Here is a 16,681-nt window from a genome sequence, read left to right on the forward strand (position 1 = left end):
AGCCTGTTGATTGGAGTGGAAGGCACGAAGACTCCTGTGGGAAATAGCGGCAAGGCTGAGACCCCGCAGCGCGCAAGCGCGAGGAGGCTCAAACTCCGCCCCACGGAAAGAGAAGTGCCTGCAACGCAAATCAACACCCCATATAAAAGCAGAAACAATTTGCAGGAATAGAGCATAGGAATTTGGTTTTTAGAAATTTAATACGCAAAAAAAGTTCAAAGCCCCTGTTGATTGGAGTGGAAGGCACGAAGACTCCTGTGGGAAATAGCGGCAAGGCTGAGACCCCGCAGCGCGCAAGCATGAGGAGACTCAGCGTCGCCCCACGGAAAGCGAAGTGCCTGGAACGGAAATCAACACCCCATATAAAAGCAGAAATAATTTGCAGGAAAAGAGCATAGGAATTTGGTTTTTAGAAATTTAATACGCAAAAAAAAATTCAAAGCCCCTGTTGATTGGAGTGGAAGGCACGAAGACTCCTGTGGGAAATAGCGGCAAGGCTGAGACCCCGCAGCGCGCAAGCGTGAGGAGGCTCAGCGTCGCCCCACGGAAAGCGAAGTGCCTGCAACGGAAATCAACAGGCTCATTTACAGCAGAATATTATTCTGCAAATCACAACCAAATTACTCCAGGGGTTAGATATCATTGTTCTAATTGATAATGTAAAACACTTTAAAAAGTAGACATGCCAAATTAAAACCAACTTCATTTTCACACTATTTCTTTTTCAAAGCACACCCACTCTTTATGGTATAATGACTAATGTTTCTAACCCAAAAACAATCACAAATAGAAAATAGATTTTAAGGATAGGAGAGAGAACGATGAGCGATGCCACAGGCAAAAAAGAGCGATTCCACCTCTTGCTCCAGCAGCTTCAACTCACAGAAGATGCCTTTGTAAAGCATTTCGAAAATGCACAAATAGACAAAGTAGTAATAGAAAAGCAAGCGAAGAAATGGCATTTCTACTTCATGTTTGACAGCATCCTGCCATGCAGTGTCTTCAGCCGGTTTTCTGTCCAGCTGGAAAAAACATTTTCACATATAGCAAACACATCTTTTACGATAGAAGTGGCAGACCAGAACTTCACACAAGAGCTTCTCCTGGATTACTGGAAAAGCTGCATCCAGGAAATCGAGGGGATATCACCTCCGCTGATCAAGCTTCTGAATGAACAGACGCCGAAGGTTCAGGGAACGAAAGTCATATTGAATGTCCGCAATGAAATGGAAGGGCTGGCGATCAAGCGGAAGTATGCCGGCATGATAGCGAATGTCTTCCAGACGTTTGGCTTTCCCATGCTGACAATCGATACAGAAATAAATGCCGATTCCTCATCAAACGCCGAATATGAGCAATTCCTGAAGGCAAAGCAGCAGGAAGATCAGGAACGGGGCCGCCAGGCAATGATCGATATGCAGAAAAAAGAAGCCGAGGGAGACTCAGGCTCCGGCGAACTGCAGGGACCGCTTTCTATCGGCCTTACCATCAAGGACGATGCCGACTTCAGGCGTCTTGAGGAAATTGTCGATGAAGAGCGCAGGGTTGCGGTTGAAGGCTTTATTTTTGCAGCTGAAACGAAGGAGCTCCGAAGCGGCAGGACCTTGCTGACCTTTAAGGTCACAGACTATACAAGCTCCATCATGGTCAAAATGTTCTCGCGCGATAAAGAAGATGCAGCCCTGTTCCAGCATGTCCAAAAAGGCATGTGGGTGAAGGTGCGCGGAAGCATTCAGAACGATACTTTTGTTCGTGACCTGGTCATGATCGGAAACGACATTAATGAGATTAAGCCGGTCCTGAGAAAAGACACGGCACCGGAAGACGAGAAACGGGTCGAGCTTCACCTTCATACGCCTATGAGCCAGATGGACGCAGTTTCATCGGTAAGTGCGCTGGTATCACAGGCGAAAAAATGGGGCCATAAGGCGATTGCCATTACAGACCATGCCGTGGCGCAGTCATTCCCTGAGGCATTTGGTGCAGGAAAGAAAAATGATATTAAAATCCTTTACGGAGTCGAAATCAATCTGATTGATGACGGCGTTCCGATTGCCTATAATTCTGCCCCGATCCCTCTGGCAGAAGGTACGTATATCGTCTTTGACGTCGAAACAACAGGGCTTTCCGCTGTTTATGACACGATCATCGAGCTTGCGGCTGTCAAAATACATGACGGCGAAATCATAGACAGATTCGAATCATTTGCGAACCCGCATCATCCTCTGTCAGCGACAACGATAGATTTAACAGGCATCACGGATGACGATGTCAGGAATGCCCCAGAGGTAGAAGAGGTGCTCCGCAGGTTTAAAGAGTGGTCCCAGAATGATATCCTGGTTGCCCATAACGCTTCATTTGATATGGGCTTTTTGAATACAGGGTATAAAAGATATGGTCTCGGCAAAGCCGCAAACCCTGTCATCGACACTCTGGAACTAGCAAGATTCCTGCTTCCTGAGATGAAGAACCACCGCCTGAACACATTGGCAAAGAAATTCGATGTTGAGCTCACACAGCATCACAGAGCCATTTATGATGCTGAAGCTACAGGTTATCTATTGATCAAGATGCTCAAAGAGGTTATGCAAAAAGGCATTGAATATCATAATCAGCTTAATGACAATATGGGCAAGGGCAATGCCTACCAAAGGGCGCGTCCGTACCATTGCACACTGCTGGCCCAAACAGAGGCGGGCCTTAAGAATTTATTTAAACTTGTATCCATTTCACATATGAACTATTTTTACCGGGTTCCGAGGGTTCCCCGTTCATTGCTTGAGAAGTACAGGGAAGGTATCCTTGTCGGCTCTGGCTGCGACCGCGGCGAGGTTTTTGAAGCGATGATGCAGAAGGGGCCGGAAGAAGCTGAAGATCTGGCTTCCTTTTACGACTATCTTGAAGTCCATCCAAAAGCTGTCTATGCACACCTGATTGAATTGGAGCTGGTCAGGGATGAAAAAGCACTGGAAGAAATCATTTCGAATATCGTGAAGCTTGGTGAAAAACTGGACATCCCTGTCGCAGCTACCGGGAATGTCCATTACTTGAATCCTGTTGATAAAATATACAGGAAGATCCTGATCAATTCACAGGGCGGCGCCAATCCGCTGAACCGCCACCAGCTCCCGGATGTACATTTCCGGACAACCAATGAAATGCTCGACGCCTTCTCCTTCCTCGGCAAGGAAAAGGCAAAGGAAATTGTTGTCGAAAACACGAATAAAGTTGCCGACATGATAGATTCCATTAAACCGATCAAGGACGACTTGTACACTCCGAAAATCGATGGTGCGGATGAAGAAATGCGCAATATGAGCTATGACATGGCAAGGCGGATTTACGGGGATGAACTGCCGGAAATCGTCGAGGCCAGGCTTGAAAAAGAGCTTAAGAGCATCATTGGACATGGATTTGCCGTTATTTATCTCATCTCTCATAAGCTAGTAAAAAAATCGCTGAATGATGGGTATCTCGTTGGTTCGCGGGGATCGGTCGGTTCTTCTTTTGTCGCAACCATGACCGAGATTACGGAAGTAAACCCGCTGCCGCCGCATTATGTCTGCCCGGCCTGCAAGCATTCCGAGTTCTTTAACGACGGCTCTGTCGGATCGGGCTTTGATCTTCCTGACAAAAACTGCCCGACCTGCGATATACCCTACCGCAAAGACGGCCATGACATCCCGTTTGAAACGTTCCTTGGATTCAAAGGGGACAAAGTCCCTGATATTGACTTGAACTTCTCAGGCGAATATCAGCCGAGGGCACATAATTACACAAAGGTATTGTTCGGTGAAGACAATGTTTACCGTGCTGGAACGATCGGCACTGTAGCAGATAAAACAGCTTACGGATATGTTAAGGCATATCAGCAGGACAACAACCTGCAGATCCGCGGTGCAGAGATTGACCGCCTTGCATCAGGATGCACAGGCGTAAAAAGAACGACCGGCCAGCATCCGGGGGGTATCATCGTTGTCCCTGACTATATGGATATCTTCGATTTCTCGCCGATCCAGTTTCCGGCCGATGACAGAACATCTGAATGGAAGACGACCCATTTTGACTTCCATTCAATTCATGATAATCTCCTGAAGCTCGATATACTCGGCCATGATGACCCGACTGTCATCAGGATGCTCCAGGATCTGAGCGGGATCGACCCTAAGACAATACCGACTGATGATCCCGAGGTCATGAAGATTTTCTCCGGGACTGAATCATTGGGCGTTACTCAAGATCAGATCATGTGTAAAACAGGGACGCTTGGCATACCGGAATTCGGGACGCGCTTTGTCCGCCAGATGCTTGAGGATACAAAGCCGACCACCTTCTCTGAGCTTGTCCAGATATCAGGCCTGTCGCACGGGACGGATGTATGGCTCGGCAATGCACAGGAGCTTATCCATAACAGCATCTGTACTCTGAGTGAAGTAATAGGCTGCCGTGATGACATCATGGTCTATCTGATCTATCAGGGGCTGGAGCCTGCCTTCGCCTTTAAGATCATGGAGTCGGTCCGTAAAGGAAAGGGACTCTCTGATGATATGGAAGAAGAAATGCGAAAAAATGAAGTGCCGGAATGGTATATTGATTCCTGCAAAAAGATTAAATATATGTTCCCGAAAGCACATGCTGCCGCCTATGTGCTGATGGCTGTACGGATCGCTTATTTCAAAGTCCACCATGCCCTCCTTTACTATGCGGCCTACTTTACGGTCAGGGCTGAAGACTTTGATGTGGAAGCAATGGTCCGCGGATCCCAGGCGATCAGGGCGAAAATCGAGGAAATCAACGCAAAAGGACTTGACGCATCTCCAAAGGAAAAGAACCTTCTTACCGTCATGGAGCTTGCCCTGGAAATGAACGAACGCGGCTATAAATTCTCGAAAGTGGACTTATACCGTTCGGATGCAACTGATTTCATCATCGACGGCGATTCTCTCATCCCGCCATTCAATGCAATACCGGGGCTTGGCACAAATGCAGCCCTTAACATTGTAAAGGCAAGGGGAGAAGGGGAGTTTCTTTCTAAAGAAGATCTCCAGCAAAGAGGAAGGATTTCCAAGACAATCCTTGAGTACCTGGATAATCACGGCTGCCTGGAGTCGCTCCCTGATCAAAACCAGCTGTCATTATTCTAAACCAGACGTTTGGCTGCTGACTCTGCTGGCATGGCAAACCCTTGCCAGCACGGCTATTCCATTTGCATAAAAAATTTGGTTATGGTATAGTTTTATTGGAAATACTAAGGATAACTCTCGAAAAAGAGTGGGGCAACCCACTCTTTCGTGTTGTGTACGCTAATTTCTGAACGCTTCTCCAGGCATCTGCTCTGTGAAAGAAGCATGTTCCGGCTGAAAGCCCCCCCTTAGAGGGGGGTCTCTTTAAATGCCGGGGCCGGGCTTTTTACAGGCATGGGCCTGAGCATCCCGGGATATTACATACGGGTTTAAGGATGCCTTAACACCAAAGGAGGGAAATTATGAGCAAAGTGACTGAAACCGTCGAAGAGCTGGTCACCCCTATTGTGGATGAACTCAATCTGGAGCTGGTTGATATTGAATATGTGAAAGAAGGAAAAGAGTGGTTCCTTCGCGTATTTATTGATAAGGAGCAGGGTGTCGACATTGAAGAATGCGGCCTTGTCAGCGAAAGGCTCAGCGAAAAGCTCGACGAACTCGATCCTATTCCTTATAACTATTTCCTGGAAGTCTCATCGCCGGGTGCTGAACGCCCTCTGAAAAAAGAGAAGGACTATAAAAGTGCAATCGGAAAAAATGTCCTCATTAAAACGTATGAACCAATAGATGGCGAAAAAACGTTTGAAGGTAAGCTCACTCAATTTGATGGTGAGACAGTGACTGTGGAAGTCAGGGTCAAAACAAGAATAAAAACAATTTCCATTCCTTATGAAAAAGTGGCCAATGCCCGTTTGGCAGTTACTTTCTCATAAGGAAGAAACGAGATTTAGGAGATTAAAGGGGGATACAATCTCATGAGCAGTGAATTGCTGGATGCTCTGACGTTGCTGGAAAAAGAAAAAGGAATTTCTCGGGATATCATTATTGAGGCCATTGAAGCAGCCTTGATTTCAGCTTACCGCCGAAACTTCAACCAGGCGCAAAATGTCCGCATCGATTTGAACCTTGGAAGCGGAACGATGAGGGTTTTTGCCCGCAAGGAAGTAGTAGAGCAGGTCTTTGACCCGCGTCTTGAAATCAGCCTTGATGAAGCCAAGGGCATCAACCCGAATTATCAGGTTGAAGATGTGGTTGAATTAGAAGTCACTCCGAAGGACTTCGGCCGAATCGCTGCACAGACTGCCAAGCAGGTTGTAACACAGCGTGTCCGTGAGGCAGAGCGCGGGATCATCTATTCAGAATTCATCGACCGCGAAGAAGACATCATGACCGGGATCGTACAGAGGCAGGACCCTAAATTCATTTACGTCAGCCTCGGCAAGATCGAAGCCATCCTTCCGGCCAATGAGCAGATGCCGAATGAACAATATAAGCCTCATGACAGGATCAAGGTTTTTATCACGAAAGTTGAGAAAACGACTAAAGGGCCGCAGATTTTTGTTTCCCGGACGCATCCTGGCTTATTGAAGCGCCTGTTTGAAATTGAAGTGCCTGAAATTTATGACGGCACTGTTGAAATTAAATCGGTTTCAAGGGAAGCGGGAGACCGTTCCAAGATCTCAGTTCATGCTGACAACAGCGAAGTCGATCCGGTTGGATCCTGTGTAGGTCCAAAAGGGACTCGTGTACAGGCAGTCGTCAATGAGCTGAAAGGCGAGAAGATCGACATTGTTAAATGGTCGCCGGATCCGGTTGTCTTTGTAGCCAATGCATTGAGCCCTTCCAAGGTGCTGGATGTTATTGTGAATGAAGAAGATAAGGCAACAACGGTAATCGTGCCGGATTACCAGCTTTCGCTTGCAATCGGGAAGCGCGGGCAGAATGCGCGCCTTGCTGCCAAGCTGACCGGCTGGAAAATCGACATTAAATCTGAGACTGAAGCCCGTGAATCAGGCATTTTCCCTCGTGAAGAGTCACTTCTTACTTTTGATGAAGAAGATTACGCTGATGATGCGGATTATGATACTGATACAGACTTCACTGCGGAAGAAGAGGCAGATTTTGAATCTGATTATGACGCAGATGAAGACAGGGAGTAAGAAAGGGTGAATGATCGTGAACAAGAATAAAAAGGTTCCCATGCGTAAATGTGTCGCTACCGGTGAAATGAAGCCGAAAAAAGAACTGGTTCGCATCGTTCGCTCTAAGGAAGGCGAGGTCTCTTTGGATCTGACCGGGAAAAAGTCAGGCCGGGGAGCTTATCTTTCCAGAGATAAAGAAGCAGTCTTATCAGCACAAAAGAAAAACATACTCTCAAATCATCTGGATGCAGCAGTGGATGATTCTATATATGAAGAGCTTTTAGAGCTCATAGAGAAGGAGAAACGACTATCCTGATGAACTCAAATCAATGGATGTCATTGCTTGGCTTGGCCAATCGAGCACGCAAGATCATATCGGGTGAAGAGCTCTCCGTCAAAGAAATAAGGGGCGGCAAGGCGAAGCTCGTGCTGCTGTCAGCAGATGCGTCTGCGAATACAGCAAAAAAAGTGACAGACAAATGTAAATCCTATAACGTTCCATATAAAATAGTGGAAAATCGTCACCTTCTTGGTCAAGCGATCGGAAAAGAAGCACGTGTAGTTGTGGCTGTCCTTGACAGCGGGTTTGCAAAAAAACTGTTGACGCTGCTCGATTAATTCTACCGGGGGTGAAAATATGAGTAAAATGCGCGTCTATGAATATGCAAAGAAATTCAATATTTCAAGCAAAGACGTTATTACAAAATTGAAAGACATGAACGTGGAAGTTTCAAACCATATGACAACGATTGAAAACGATGCTGTTAAAAAGCTGGATGAAATTTTCGGCAAAAAGGCCGACACTAAACCAGCCAGGCCTAATCAGTCAGCAGGAAATCAAAAGCCGCAGCAGAACAGCCAGCCAAGGCCAAAAGCTTCAGGCGAGCAGAACAGCAATAGCGGCAGCCGCGACAAAGCAAGGCCATCTGCACCGGCAAACCGTTCAGGCGGCGGCAATCAATCCAAGTCATTTGGAAACAATAACAACAATAACAGCAGCCGCGGCAATAACAACAATAACCGCAATAAGAACAACAACAATAACAATAATAAAAACCGCAACAACCGCAATAACCAGAATAAAGGGAAGCAGCATACTAACCATGCTCCTCAGCCCCGCAAAGAAAAAGAACTTCCGGCTAAAATCACCTTCAGTGATTCATTGACTGTGGCGGAGCTCGCTAAGAAGCTTCACCGTGAACCTTCAGAAATCATCAAAAAGCTCTTTATGCTTGGCGTAATGGCTACGATCAACCAGGATCTTGACAAAGATGCCATCGAGCTGATTGCCGGTGAATACGGCGTGGAAGTAGAGGAAGAAATCCTCATCGATACAACTGACCTTGAGGTTTACTTCACAGAAGATGAAAGTGCTGAACTGTCTGAAAGGCCGTCTGTCGTAACGATCATGGGCCACGTTGACCATGGTAAAACGACTCTTCTTGATAGCATCAGGAACACAAAGGTGACTGCAGGCGAGGCCGGCGGAATCACCCAGCATATCGGTGCTTATCAGGTAGAAGAAAACGGCAAGAAGATCACTTTCCTTGATACACCGGGACACGCCGCGTTTACGACTATGCGTGCCCGTGGAGCAAAGATCACGGATATTACAATCCTGGTTGTTGCAGCTGACGACGGAGTTATGCCTCAGACTGTAGAAGCAATCAACCATGCAAAGGCAGCCGAGGTGCCGATCATCGTTGCCGTCAACAAAATGGATAAGCCTGCTGCCAATCCTGACCGCGTGATGCAGGAACTGACAGAGCACGGACTTGTGCCTGAAGCGTGGGGCGGAGAAACGATCTTTGTTCCGCTTTCAGCCCTGACAGGAGATGGAATCGACTCCCTGCTTGAGATGATCCTTCTTGTCAGCGAGGTTGAAGAATACAAAGCCAACCCTGACCGCAATGCAGTCGGAACGGTCATTGAAGCACAGCTTGACAAAGGCAGGGGTTCAGTTGCTACCCTTCTTGTCCAGAATGGAACACTTAAGGTCGGCGATCCAATCGTAGTCGGCACGACGTTTGGACGTGTGCGTGCAATGGTCAATGATCTTGGCCGCCGCGTCAAAGAAGCAGGTCCATCCACACCGGTTGAAATCACTGGTCTGAATGATGTGCCGCTTGCAGGCGACCGCTTTGTCGTATTCAAGGATGAAAAAACAGCCCGCCAGGTCGGCGAAGTGCGTTCACAGCAGGCGATCCAGGCCCAGAGAAGCGAAAAGACGCGCGTCAGCCTTGATAACTTGTTTGAACATATGAAACAAGGGGAAATGAAAGATCTAAACATCATTATCAAAGCGGATGTTCAAGGGTCCGCCGAGGCGCTTGCAGCTGCCTTGAATAAGATAGATGTTGAAGGTGTCAATGTAAGGATCATTCATACAGCAGTCGGTGCGATCAATGAATCAGACATCACCCTTGCCGCTGCTTCAAATGCCATTGTCATCGGCTTTAACGTAAGGCCTGATAATAATGCGAAGCGTGCAGCAGATACTGAGGAAGTGGATGTTCGCCTCCACAGAATCATCTACAAAGTGATCGACGAGATCGAATCAGCCATGAAAGGCATGCTTGATCCGGAATTCGAAGAGAAAGTCATCGGCCAGGCTGAGATCCGCCAAACCTTCAAGGTATCAAAGGTTGGAACGATTGCCGGCTCCTATGTTACAGATGGAAAAATCACACGTGACAGCGGCATTCGCCTCATCCGAGACGGAGTGGTCATTTTTGAAGGCGAAATCGATGCCCTCAAACGCTTTAAGGATGACGCGAAAGAAGTCAGCCAGGGTTACGAGTGCGGAATTACCATCAAAAACTTCAATGATGTAAAAGAAGGCGACGTTGTCGAAGCATATATCATGGAAGAAGTGGAACGTTAATGGTAGTTGGCCTTGCAGCCTGCGAATGCATGATTTATGATGCACATTCTTTAAAAGAAAAAAGGGCTGTTCTGCAGAGAATCATCATGCGGCTCAGGCAGAGGCATAATCTGTCTGTTGCTGAAGTTGATTTCCAGGATACGTGGCAGAGGACCAAAATTGCCGTTGCGGCAGTTGCTTCTGCCCGTGTCTCCGCTGAAGCGGAGCTGCAGAACGCTCTCAAGCTAATCGATTCGTTTCCGGAAATAGAACGGACAATCACAGATATAGAGTGGCTTTAACAAGAGGTGATCATATGAGCCATAGAGCAAACAGAGTTGGAGAACAAATGAAGAAAGAGCTTGGCGAGATCATTGGCCGAAAGATCAAGGATCCCCGCATTGGCTTTGTGACTGTAACTGATGTTGCTGTTACCGGAGACCTGCAGCAGGCAACCGTGTATATCTCGGTTCTCGGCGATGAAGAGAAAAGGGAAAACACGCTCAAAGGACTTGCCAAAGCAAAAGGGTTCATCCGTTCAGAAATTGGACAGCGCATCCGGCTTCGCAAAACACCTGAAATCATCTTTGAGTTTGATGAATCAATCGATTATGGAAATCGCATTGATACACTTCTTCATAAAATCCAGGAAGAAGGCCAATCTAAAGAAGAACAGGATAAAGAATAAGCTTCCGGAAAAGGATAGACTCTGGTCTATCCTTTTTTTGGCTGTCCAGGCCGGGGAGCCAGCGTACATATAGTATTGGAGGGGTATGGAAATGGAAGGAATCATACCGTTATTTAAACCTAAAGGGATGACATCCCATGATTGTGTATTCAAGCTGCGCAAAATCCTGAGGATGAAAAGGATCGGCCACACCGGCACACTTGATCCGGATGTGACGGGAGTCCTTCCCATCTGCATTGGCAGGGCCACAAAAGTCGCGGAATATATCACCGATGCCGGAAAGGCTTATGAGGGCGAAGTCACACTAGGCTTTTCCACTTCAACAGAAGACGCATCTGGTGAAAAAATTGAAGAAAAACCTGTTGCCGGTAGAGTTACAAGAGCACAAGTCATCGATGTCCTTGAGAATCTAAAGGGTGAGATCACACAGACGCCGCCTATGTACTCTGCTGTAAAGGTGAATGGCAAAAGGCTTTATGAATATGCCAGAAAAGGAATCGAGGTAGAGAGGCCGACACGAAAGGTCAGCATCTACTCAATCGAGCTGCTGAGCGAGGAGCAGGAATTTGAAGGGCCCAATCCTTCTTTCCGCTTCCGGGTCGAATGCAGCAAAGGGACTTACATCCGTACGCTTGCTGTAATGATCGGTGAAGCGCTGGGTTATCCTGCCCATATGTCGGGCCTTGAAAGAATCCGCTCAGCCTCTTTTACGAAAGAAGAGTGCCTGACATTCGAAGACATTGAAGCTCTACAGGAAAGCGGTGAGCTTGCAGCAAAAATCAGGCCGCTCGAAGAGGGGATTTCTCATTTGCCGAAATACACGATTAGTGATACAGTTGCAGAGAAAGTAAAAAATGGAGCACTTCTGAATATACCGGATTTCCTGGAGAAAGAAACAGGCCCGATTGTCGTCCAGACAGAGGCAGGGACTGCCCTGGCCATCTATCTTCACCATCCGGCAAAGCCCGGACTTATGAAGCCGTCAAAAGTGCTTAGAAACGAAGCATAGTATCCAGCAATAGAAAAAGGTGAGTATCATCAATGGAAGTCATTGCTATTAAACATCCCCATCAATTTGCCAGAACGGATTTTCCCGGGCTGTCCATGGCCCTGGGTTATTTTGACGGGGTTCATCTCGGACATCAGAAAGTCATTCTTGAAGCGAAAAAAGCGGCAGAGCAAAAAGGGCTGAAAAGCGCAGTCATGACCTTTGATCCCCACCCTTCTGTCGTACTGGGGAAAAGCGTACAGCATATAGAGTATATAACGCCTCTTGAAGATAAAATCAAAGAGATATCGAAGCTTGGCGCCGATTATTTATTTGTCGTCGAATTCAGCAGCAGCTTTGCCAGCCTGCTTCCCCAGGAGTTTGCTGACCAATACCTGATCGGCCTCAATGCCAGGCATATAGTGGCTGGTTTCGACTACAGCTATGGCAGGATGGGCAAAGGCACGATGGAGACCCTTCCGTTTCATTCAAGGGAAGAATTTACATACACCGTGGTCGACAAGCTCACAGACGGCACGGAAAAAATCAGTTCCACCCTCATCCGCCAGAAAATCAGAGAGGGGCATACAGAAGAACTTCCGGGACTGCTGGGCAGATATTATACCACGCGCGGCACTGTCATCCATGGAGATAAGCGGGGCAGGACGATCGGCTTTCCAACCGCAAACATCGACATCGGAACCAGCTATATCTATCCGCCGACAGGGGTGTATGCCGCCAGGATGCGCGTTGATGGGAGCTGGGTAGAAGGCGTCTGCAATGTCGGCTATAAACCGACATTCAATAAGCCGGCTGCCGACCGGCCCTCAATAGAGGTCCACCTCTTCGATTTCAGCAGGGAAATTTACGGCTCTGAAGTAGAGATAGAATGGCACCGCTATTTGCGTTCAGAGAGGAAGTTCTCAGGCGTAGATGAACTGGTTGCCCAAATTTCGAGGGATAAAGACGCAGCTGTCGGCTACTTTGAAAATAATGAAGGTTTAACTTGATTTTTGTCCTGAAAAGCTGTATTCTTATAAACGTACCAAAAATAAGAACCTTTGCTTGGCAAGTCGAGTCACCGACGCTTGCTCAGTGACAGGGGATAAACATTAGGAGGTGAACAGGATGGCAATCACTCAAGAACGTAAAAATGAACTGATCAATGAGTACAAAACTCATGAGAACGATACTGGATCTCCAGAAGTTCAAATCGCTGTCCTTACAGAATCAATCAACAACTTAAACGATCACTTACGCACTCACAAGAAAGACCACCATTCACGCCGCGGTCTTCTTAAGATGGTAGGTAGACGCCGTAACCTATTGACTTACCTGCGTAACAAGGATGTTACTCGTTACCGTGAGTTAATCACTAAGCTTGGTTTACGCCGATAGTATTGAAAGCGGGATTTTTTCCCGCTTTTTTATCGTCTTTAAGTGATATTTACAGAAAGCCGGCTTATAAAAAAGCAGGCTTTCTGTATACATAGATTGATTTTTTACATAGAAATTGTGCATACTAAATACAACTATGTCTTTTTTTGATTTATAAAAGAATTTTACGATGGTTTAGGCTAATACAATAATTCGCTAAACCTCTAAAAAGTTTACACGCAGAGAGGGGTTTATAAAGCAATGGGACAAGATAAGAAGATTTATTCCTTGGACTGGGCCGGACGTACGCTTACAGTGGAAATCGGGCAGCTTGCAAAGCAGGCCAATGGAGCAGCGCTGATCCGTTATGGAGATACAGCAGTCCTCAGTACAGCAACAGCATCAAAAGAGCCAAAAAACCTTGACTTCTTCCCGCTGACAGTCAATTACGAAGAACGCTTGTATGCAGTTGGGAAAATACCTGGAGGCTTCATTAAACGTGAAGGCCGCCCAAGTGAAAAGGCCATTCTGGCCAGCCGCCTGATCGACAGGCCGATCCGCCCGCTGTTTGCTGACGGTTTCCGCAATGAGGTCCAGGTTGTAAGTATGGTAATGAGCGTTGATCAGGACTGCTCTTCCGAGATGGCCGCTATGTTTGGTTCATCTTTGGCACTGAGTGTTTCTGATATCCCGTTCGGCGGCCCGATTGCGGGTGTCACAGTAGGGCGCATCAATGGCGAGTTTGTCATTAACCCGACTGTGGAGCAGCAGAATGAGAGCGATATGCATCTTGTTGTAGCAGGTACAAAGGATGCCATCAACATGGTTGAAGCCGGTGCAGATGAAGTTCCGGAAGAAACAATGCTTGAAGCCATTATGTATGGCCATGAAGAAATCAAACGCCTGATTTCCTTCCAGGAACAGATCGTTTCCGAAGTCGGAAAAGAAAAAACAGAAATCAAATTATATGAAATAGATGCTGACATTGAATCCAAGGTTCGCGAAGCAGCCGAGAAGGACATGGTTTCAGCGATTCAGGTGCAGGAAAAGCATGCGCGTGAAGCGGCCATTAAAACGGTGAAAGATGCAGTATTGGCACAATATGAAGAGCAGGAAGCAGACGATGAGACCATCAAACAGGTGAAAAAGGTGCTGGACAAGCTTGTCAAAGCTGAAGTCCGCAGACTGATCACTGAAGAAAAGGTTCGCCCGGACGGCCGCGGCCTTGATGTAATCCGTCCTCTGTCTTCTGAAATCGGCCTGCTGCCGCGCACACACGGTTCAGGGCTGTTTACAAGGGGACAGACACAGGCTCTGAGCATCTGTACGCTTGGCGCACTCGGTGATGTCCAGATCCTTGACGGACTTGGCATCGAAGAAGAGAAACGCTTTATGCACCACTATAATTTCCCTAACTTCAGCGTAGGGGAAACTGGGCCGATGAGAGGTCCGGGACGCCGTGAAATCGGGCATGGAGCTCTTGGTGAACGTGCTCTTGAGCCGGTTATCCCGAATGAAAAGGATTTCCCTTATACAGTCCGCCTGGTTTCAGAGGTTCTTGAATCGAACGGCTCTACTTCCCAGGCAAGCATCTGTGCGAGCACACTTGCGATGATGGATGCCGGTGTTCCGATTAAGGCTCCTGTAGCAGGCATCGCCATGGGGCTTATCAAGTCAGGCGACTATTACTCAATCCTTACTGATATCCAGGGGATGGAAGACCATCTTGGAGACATGGACTTTAAGGTGGCAGGTACATCCAAGGGTGTAACAGCTCTGCAGATGGATATCAAGATTGAGGGGCTTTCCCGCGAAATCCTTGAAGAAGCGCTCCAGCAGGCGAAAGCAGGCAGGATGCAAATCCTCGACTCTATGCTTGCAACCATTGCAGAGCCGAAGAAGGAACTTTCCAGATATGCACCTAAGATCCTGACGATGACAATCAATCCGGACAAAATCCGCGATGTTATCGGGCCAAGCGGAAAGCAGATCAATAAGATCATTGAAGAAACTGGCGTTAAGATCGACATCGAGCAGGATGGAACTGTCTTCATTTCTTCTGTAGACCAGGAAATGAACGACAAGGCCAAGAAGATCATCGAAGACATTGTCCGCGAGGTTGAAGTCGGCCAGATGTACCTTGGTAAGGTCAAGAGAATTGAAAAGTTCGGTGCCTTTGTTGAAATCTTCAACGGAAAAGATGGACTGGTTCATATTTCCGAGCTTGCCGAAGAGCGCGTAGGCAAAGTGGAGGACGTCCTGTCACTTGGAGACGAATTGCTTGTAAAAGTAACAGAAATCGACAAGCAGGGCAGAGTCAACCTTTCCCGCAAAGCAGTTCTGAAGGAACAGCGCGAAAAGCAGGAGAAGGCACAGGATTAATTTTTACCGGTTCATTATAAGATGAAGGCTTGGCCGGCATGCCGGGGACGCAGACGAATTGCAGCTTCCTGCCGGCTTTGGCTTCAGCCGGATTTTAAAGCCAGGGAGATCCCTGGCTTTTTCTATACATACAGAACCATGGCATCTGAAGCCCTCAGTATATTTCCAGCCGCTGTTCTACCCTGTCCACCCTTCACATAAAAATTAGTGAAGGAGGGCTGAGAAAATGAAGAAATTAGCTGGTATGCTGCTGATCGGTGCTTTTTCACTGATGCTGGTCAATAACCCTTTTACAGATCTTTATGTATCGCAGCTGAAAATGGATAGCCTTGCTGTCACAGCAGAGTCAGATTCTCTTATACAAAGGATAGAGAAGGAATCTGAGAACTATTACATAGCTCCACAAGATGCCAGGATCGACCCGGTCTGGAAGGCTATACCCGGCTACAATGGGGTAAAGGTTGATGTAGAGGCATCGTATAAAAAAATGAAGGGCGAGAAGAAATTCGATCCCGACAAATTGGTGCTGGAGCAGATTGAACCAGAAAAGAAACTGGGTGATTTGCCTCCTGCCCCCATTTATAAAGGAAATCCCGACAAACCTATGGTATCTTTCATCATAAACGTTGCATGGGGAAACGAGTACTTATCGGGGATGCTTGCCACTTTGAAGAAACATAAGGTAACAGCCACTTTTTTTCTTGAAGGAAGATGGGTCCAGCAGAATCCTGAGCTTGCCAAGATGATTACCGAAGCAGGGCATGAAGCCGGGAATCATTCCTTTACCCATCCGGATATGAAAACCATATCCTCGGCCCGCATCAGGGAAGAGATTGAAAAGACCAACCAGGTCATTAAAGCAACAACCGGACAGGAAGTCACCTGGTTTGCTCCCCCAAGCGGAAGCTACCGGGATGAAACGGTCAGGATTGCAGCTGAAAAGAAACTGAAGACGGTCATGTGGAGCCTCGATACAGTCGACTGGCGGAAGCCTTCCCCGGAAGAGCTGCTGAACAGAGTGGTCCCAAAGGTGCATAATGGAGCAATCATTTTAATGCATCCAACCGATTCTACAGCTAAGTCACTCGACAGTATGATCACGCAAATCAAAGGAAAAGACTTTGAAATTGCCTCAGTTTCAAGATTGTTAAGCGAAGAGCGTATTATGGATAAAAAGTGATAGATAAACAGGATTTTGGAAAAAATAACAATAATGAG

13 protein-coding genes are annotated in these 16,681 nt (G+C 47.2%); all 13 read left to right on the forward strand.

Features of this window, described 5'->3' with window-relative positions:
• Window positions 1-821 precede the first annotated feature (821 nt).
• The 13 genes from CYJ37_RS00400 to CYJ37_RS00460 all read left to right on the forward strand — a co-directional run bounded on the left by CYJ37_RS00400 (window position 822) and on the right by CYJ37_RS00460 (window position 16,643).
• Window positions 822-5,144, forward strand: a complete 4,323-nt coding sequence (locus CYJ37_RS00400; RefSeq protein WP_101547505.1) for a PolC-type DNA polymerase III — start codon at window positions 822-824, stop codon at window positions 5,142-5,144.
• Between the two features lie 338 nt (window positions 5,145-5,482).
• The gene (gene rimP / locus CYJ37_RS00405) at window positions 5,483-5,956 is read left to right on the forward strand and encodes a ribosome maturation factor RimP (protein ID WP_170939423.1); all 474 of its coding nucleotides are present in this window, start codon (window positions 5,483-5,485) and stop codon (window positions 5,954-5,956) included.
• Between the two features lie 42 nt (window positions 5,957-5,998).
• Complete coding sequence (gene nusA / locus CYJ37_RS00410; protein ID WP_094767427.1) at window positions 5,999-7,183, forward strand: transcription termination factor NusA; 1,185 nt, start codon at window positions 5,999-6,001, stop codon at window positions 7,181-7,183.
• A gap of 16 nt (window positions 7,184-7,199) precedes the next feature.
• Complete coding sequence (gene rnpM, locus CYJ37_RS00415) at window positions 7,200-7,481, forward strand: RNase P modulator RnpM (protein WP_035403514.1); 282 nt, start codon at window positions 7,200-7,202, stop codon at window positions 7,479-7,481.
• Window positions 7,481-7,783, forward strand: a complete 303-nt coding sequence (locus tag CYJ37_RS00420) for a YlxQ family RNA-binding protein (protein WP_009795854.1) — start codon at window positions 7,481-7,483, stop codon at window positions 7,781-7,783. The genes rnpM and CYJ37_RS00420 overlap by 1 nt, the downstream gene beginning before the upstream one ends.
• 19 nt (window positions 7,784-7,802) lie before the next feature.
• Window positions 7,803-10,049 (forward strand): translation initiation factor IF-2, encoded by a 2,247-nt coding sequence (infB, locus tag CYJ37_RS00425; RefSeq protein ID WP_022543721.1) that lies wholly within the window; start codon window positions 7,803-7,805, stop codon window positions 10,047-10,049.
• Entirely contained in the window at window positions 10,049-10,330 is a 282-nt protein-coding gene (locus CYJ37_RS00430; RefSeq protein WP_009796000.1) for a DUF503 domain-containing protein, read from the forward strand. The genes infB and CYJ37_RS00430 overlap by 1 nt, the downstream gene beginning before the upstream one ends.
• A gap of 14 nt (window positions 10,331-10,344) precedes the next feature.
• Window positions 10,345-10,716 carry a 30S ribosome-binding factor RbfA gene (gene rbfA / locus CYJ37_RS00435; RefSeq protein ID WP_022543722.1) on the forward strand — a complete coding sequence of 124 codons (372 nt, stop codon included), beginning with the start codon at window positions 10,345-10,347 and terminating at the stop codon, window positions 10,714-10,716.
• A 91-nt stretch (window positions 10,717-10,807) separates the two neighbouring features.
• Window positions 10,808-11,725 (forward strand): tRNA pseudouridine(55) synthase TruB, encoded by a 918-nt coding sequence (gene truB / locus CYJ37_RS00440; RefSeq protein ID WP_101547506.1) that lies wholly within the window; start codon window positions 10,808-10,810, stop codon window positions 11,723-11,725.
• Window positions 11,726-11,757: 32 nt separating this feature from the next.
• Window positions 11,758-12,714 carry a bifunctional riboflavin kinase/FAD synthetase gene (gene ribF / locus CYJ37_RS00445; RefSeq protein WP_009795997.1) on the forward strand — a complete coding sequence of 319 codons (957 nt, stop codon included), beginning with the start codon at window positions 11,758-11,760 and terminating at the stop codon, window positions 12,712-12,714.
• 118 nt (window positions 12,715-12,832) lie between these two features.
• The gene (rpsO, locus tag CYJ37_RS00450; RefSeq protein WP_009795996.1) at window positions 12,833-13,102 is read left to right on the forward strand and encodes a 30S ribosomal protein S15; all 270 of its coding nucleotides are present in this window, start codon (window positions 12,833-12,835) and stop codon (window positions 13,100-13,102) included.
• Between the two features lie 240 nt (window positions 13,103-13,342).
• Complete coding sequence (gene pnp / locus CYJ37_RS00455) at window positions 13,343-15,463, forward strand: polyribonucleotide nucleotidyltransferase (protein WP_009795994.1); 2,121 nt, start codon at window positions 13,343-13,345, stop codon at window positions 15,461-15,463.
• Between the two features lie 226 nt (window positions 15,464-15,689).
• A complete protein-coding gene (locus CYJ37_RS00460) occupies window positions 15,690-16,643 on the forward strand; it encodes a polysaccharide deacetylase family protein (protein ID WP_101547507.1) in 954 nt (317 codons plus the stop codon).
• Window positions 16,644-16,681 lie beyond the last annotated feature (38 nt).

This window comes from Bacillus sp. UMB0728 (assembly GCF_002858875.1).
GTDB classification, from domain to species: Bacteria; Bacillota; Bacilli; order Bacillales; family Cytobacillaceae; genus Bacillus_AB; species Bacillus_AB infantis.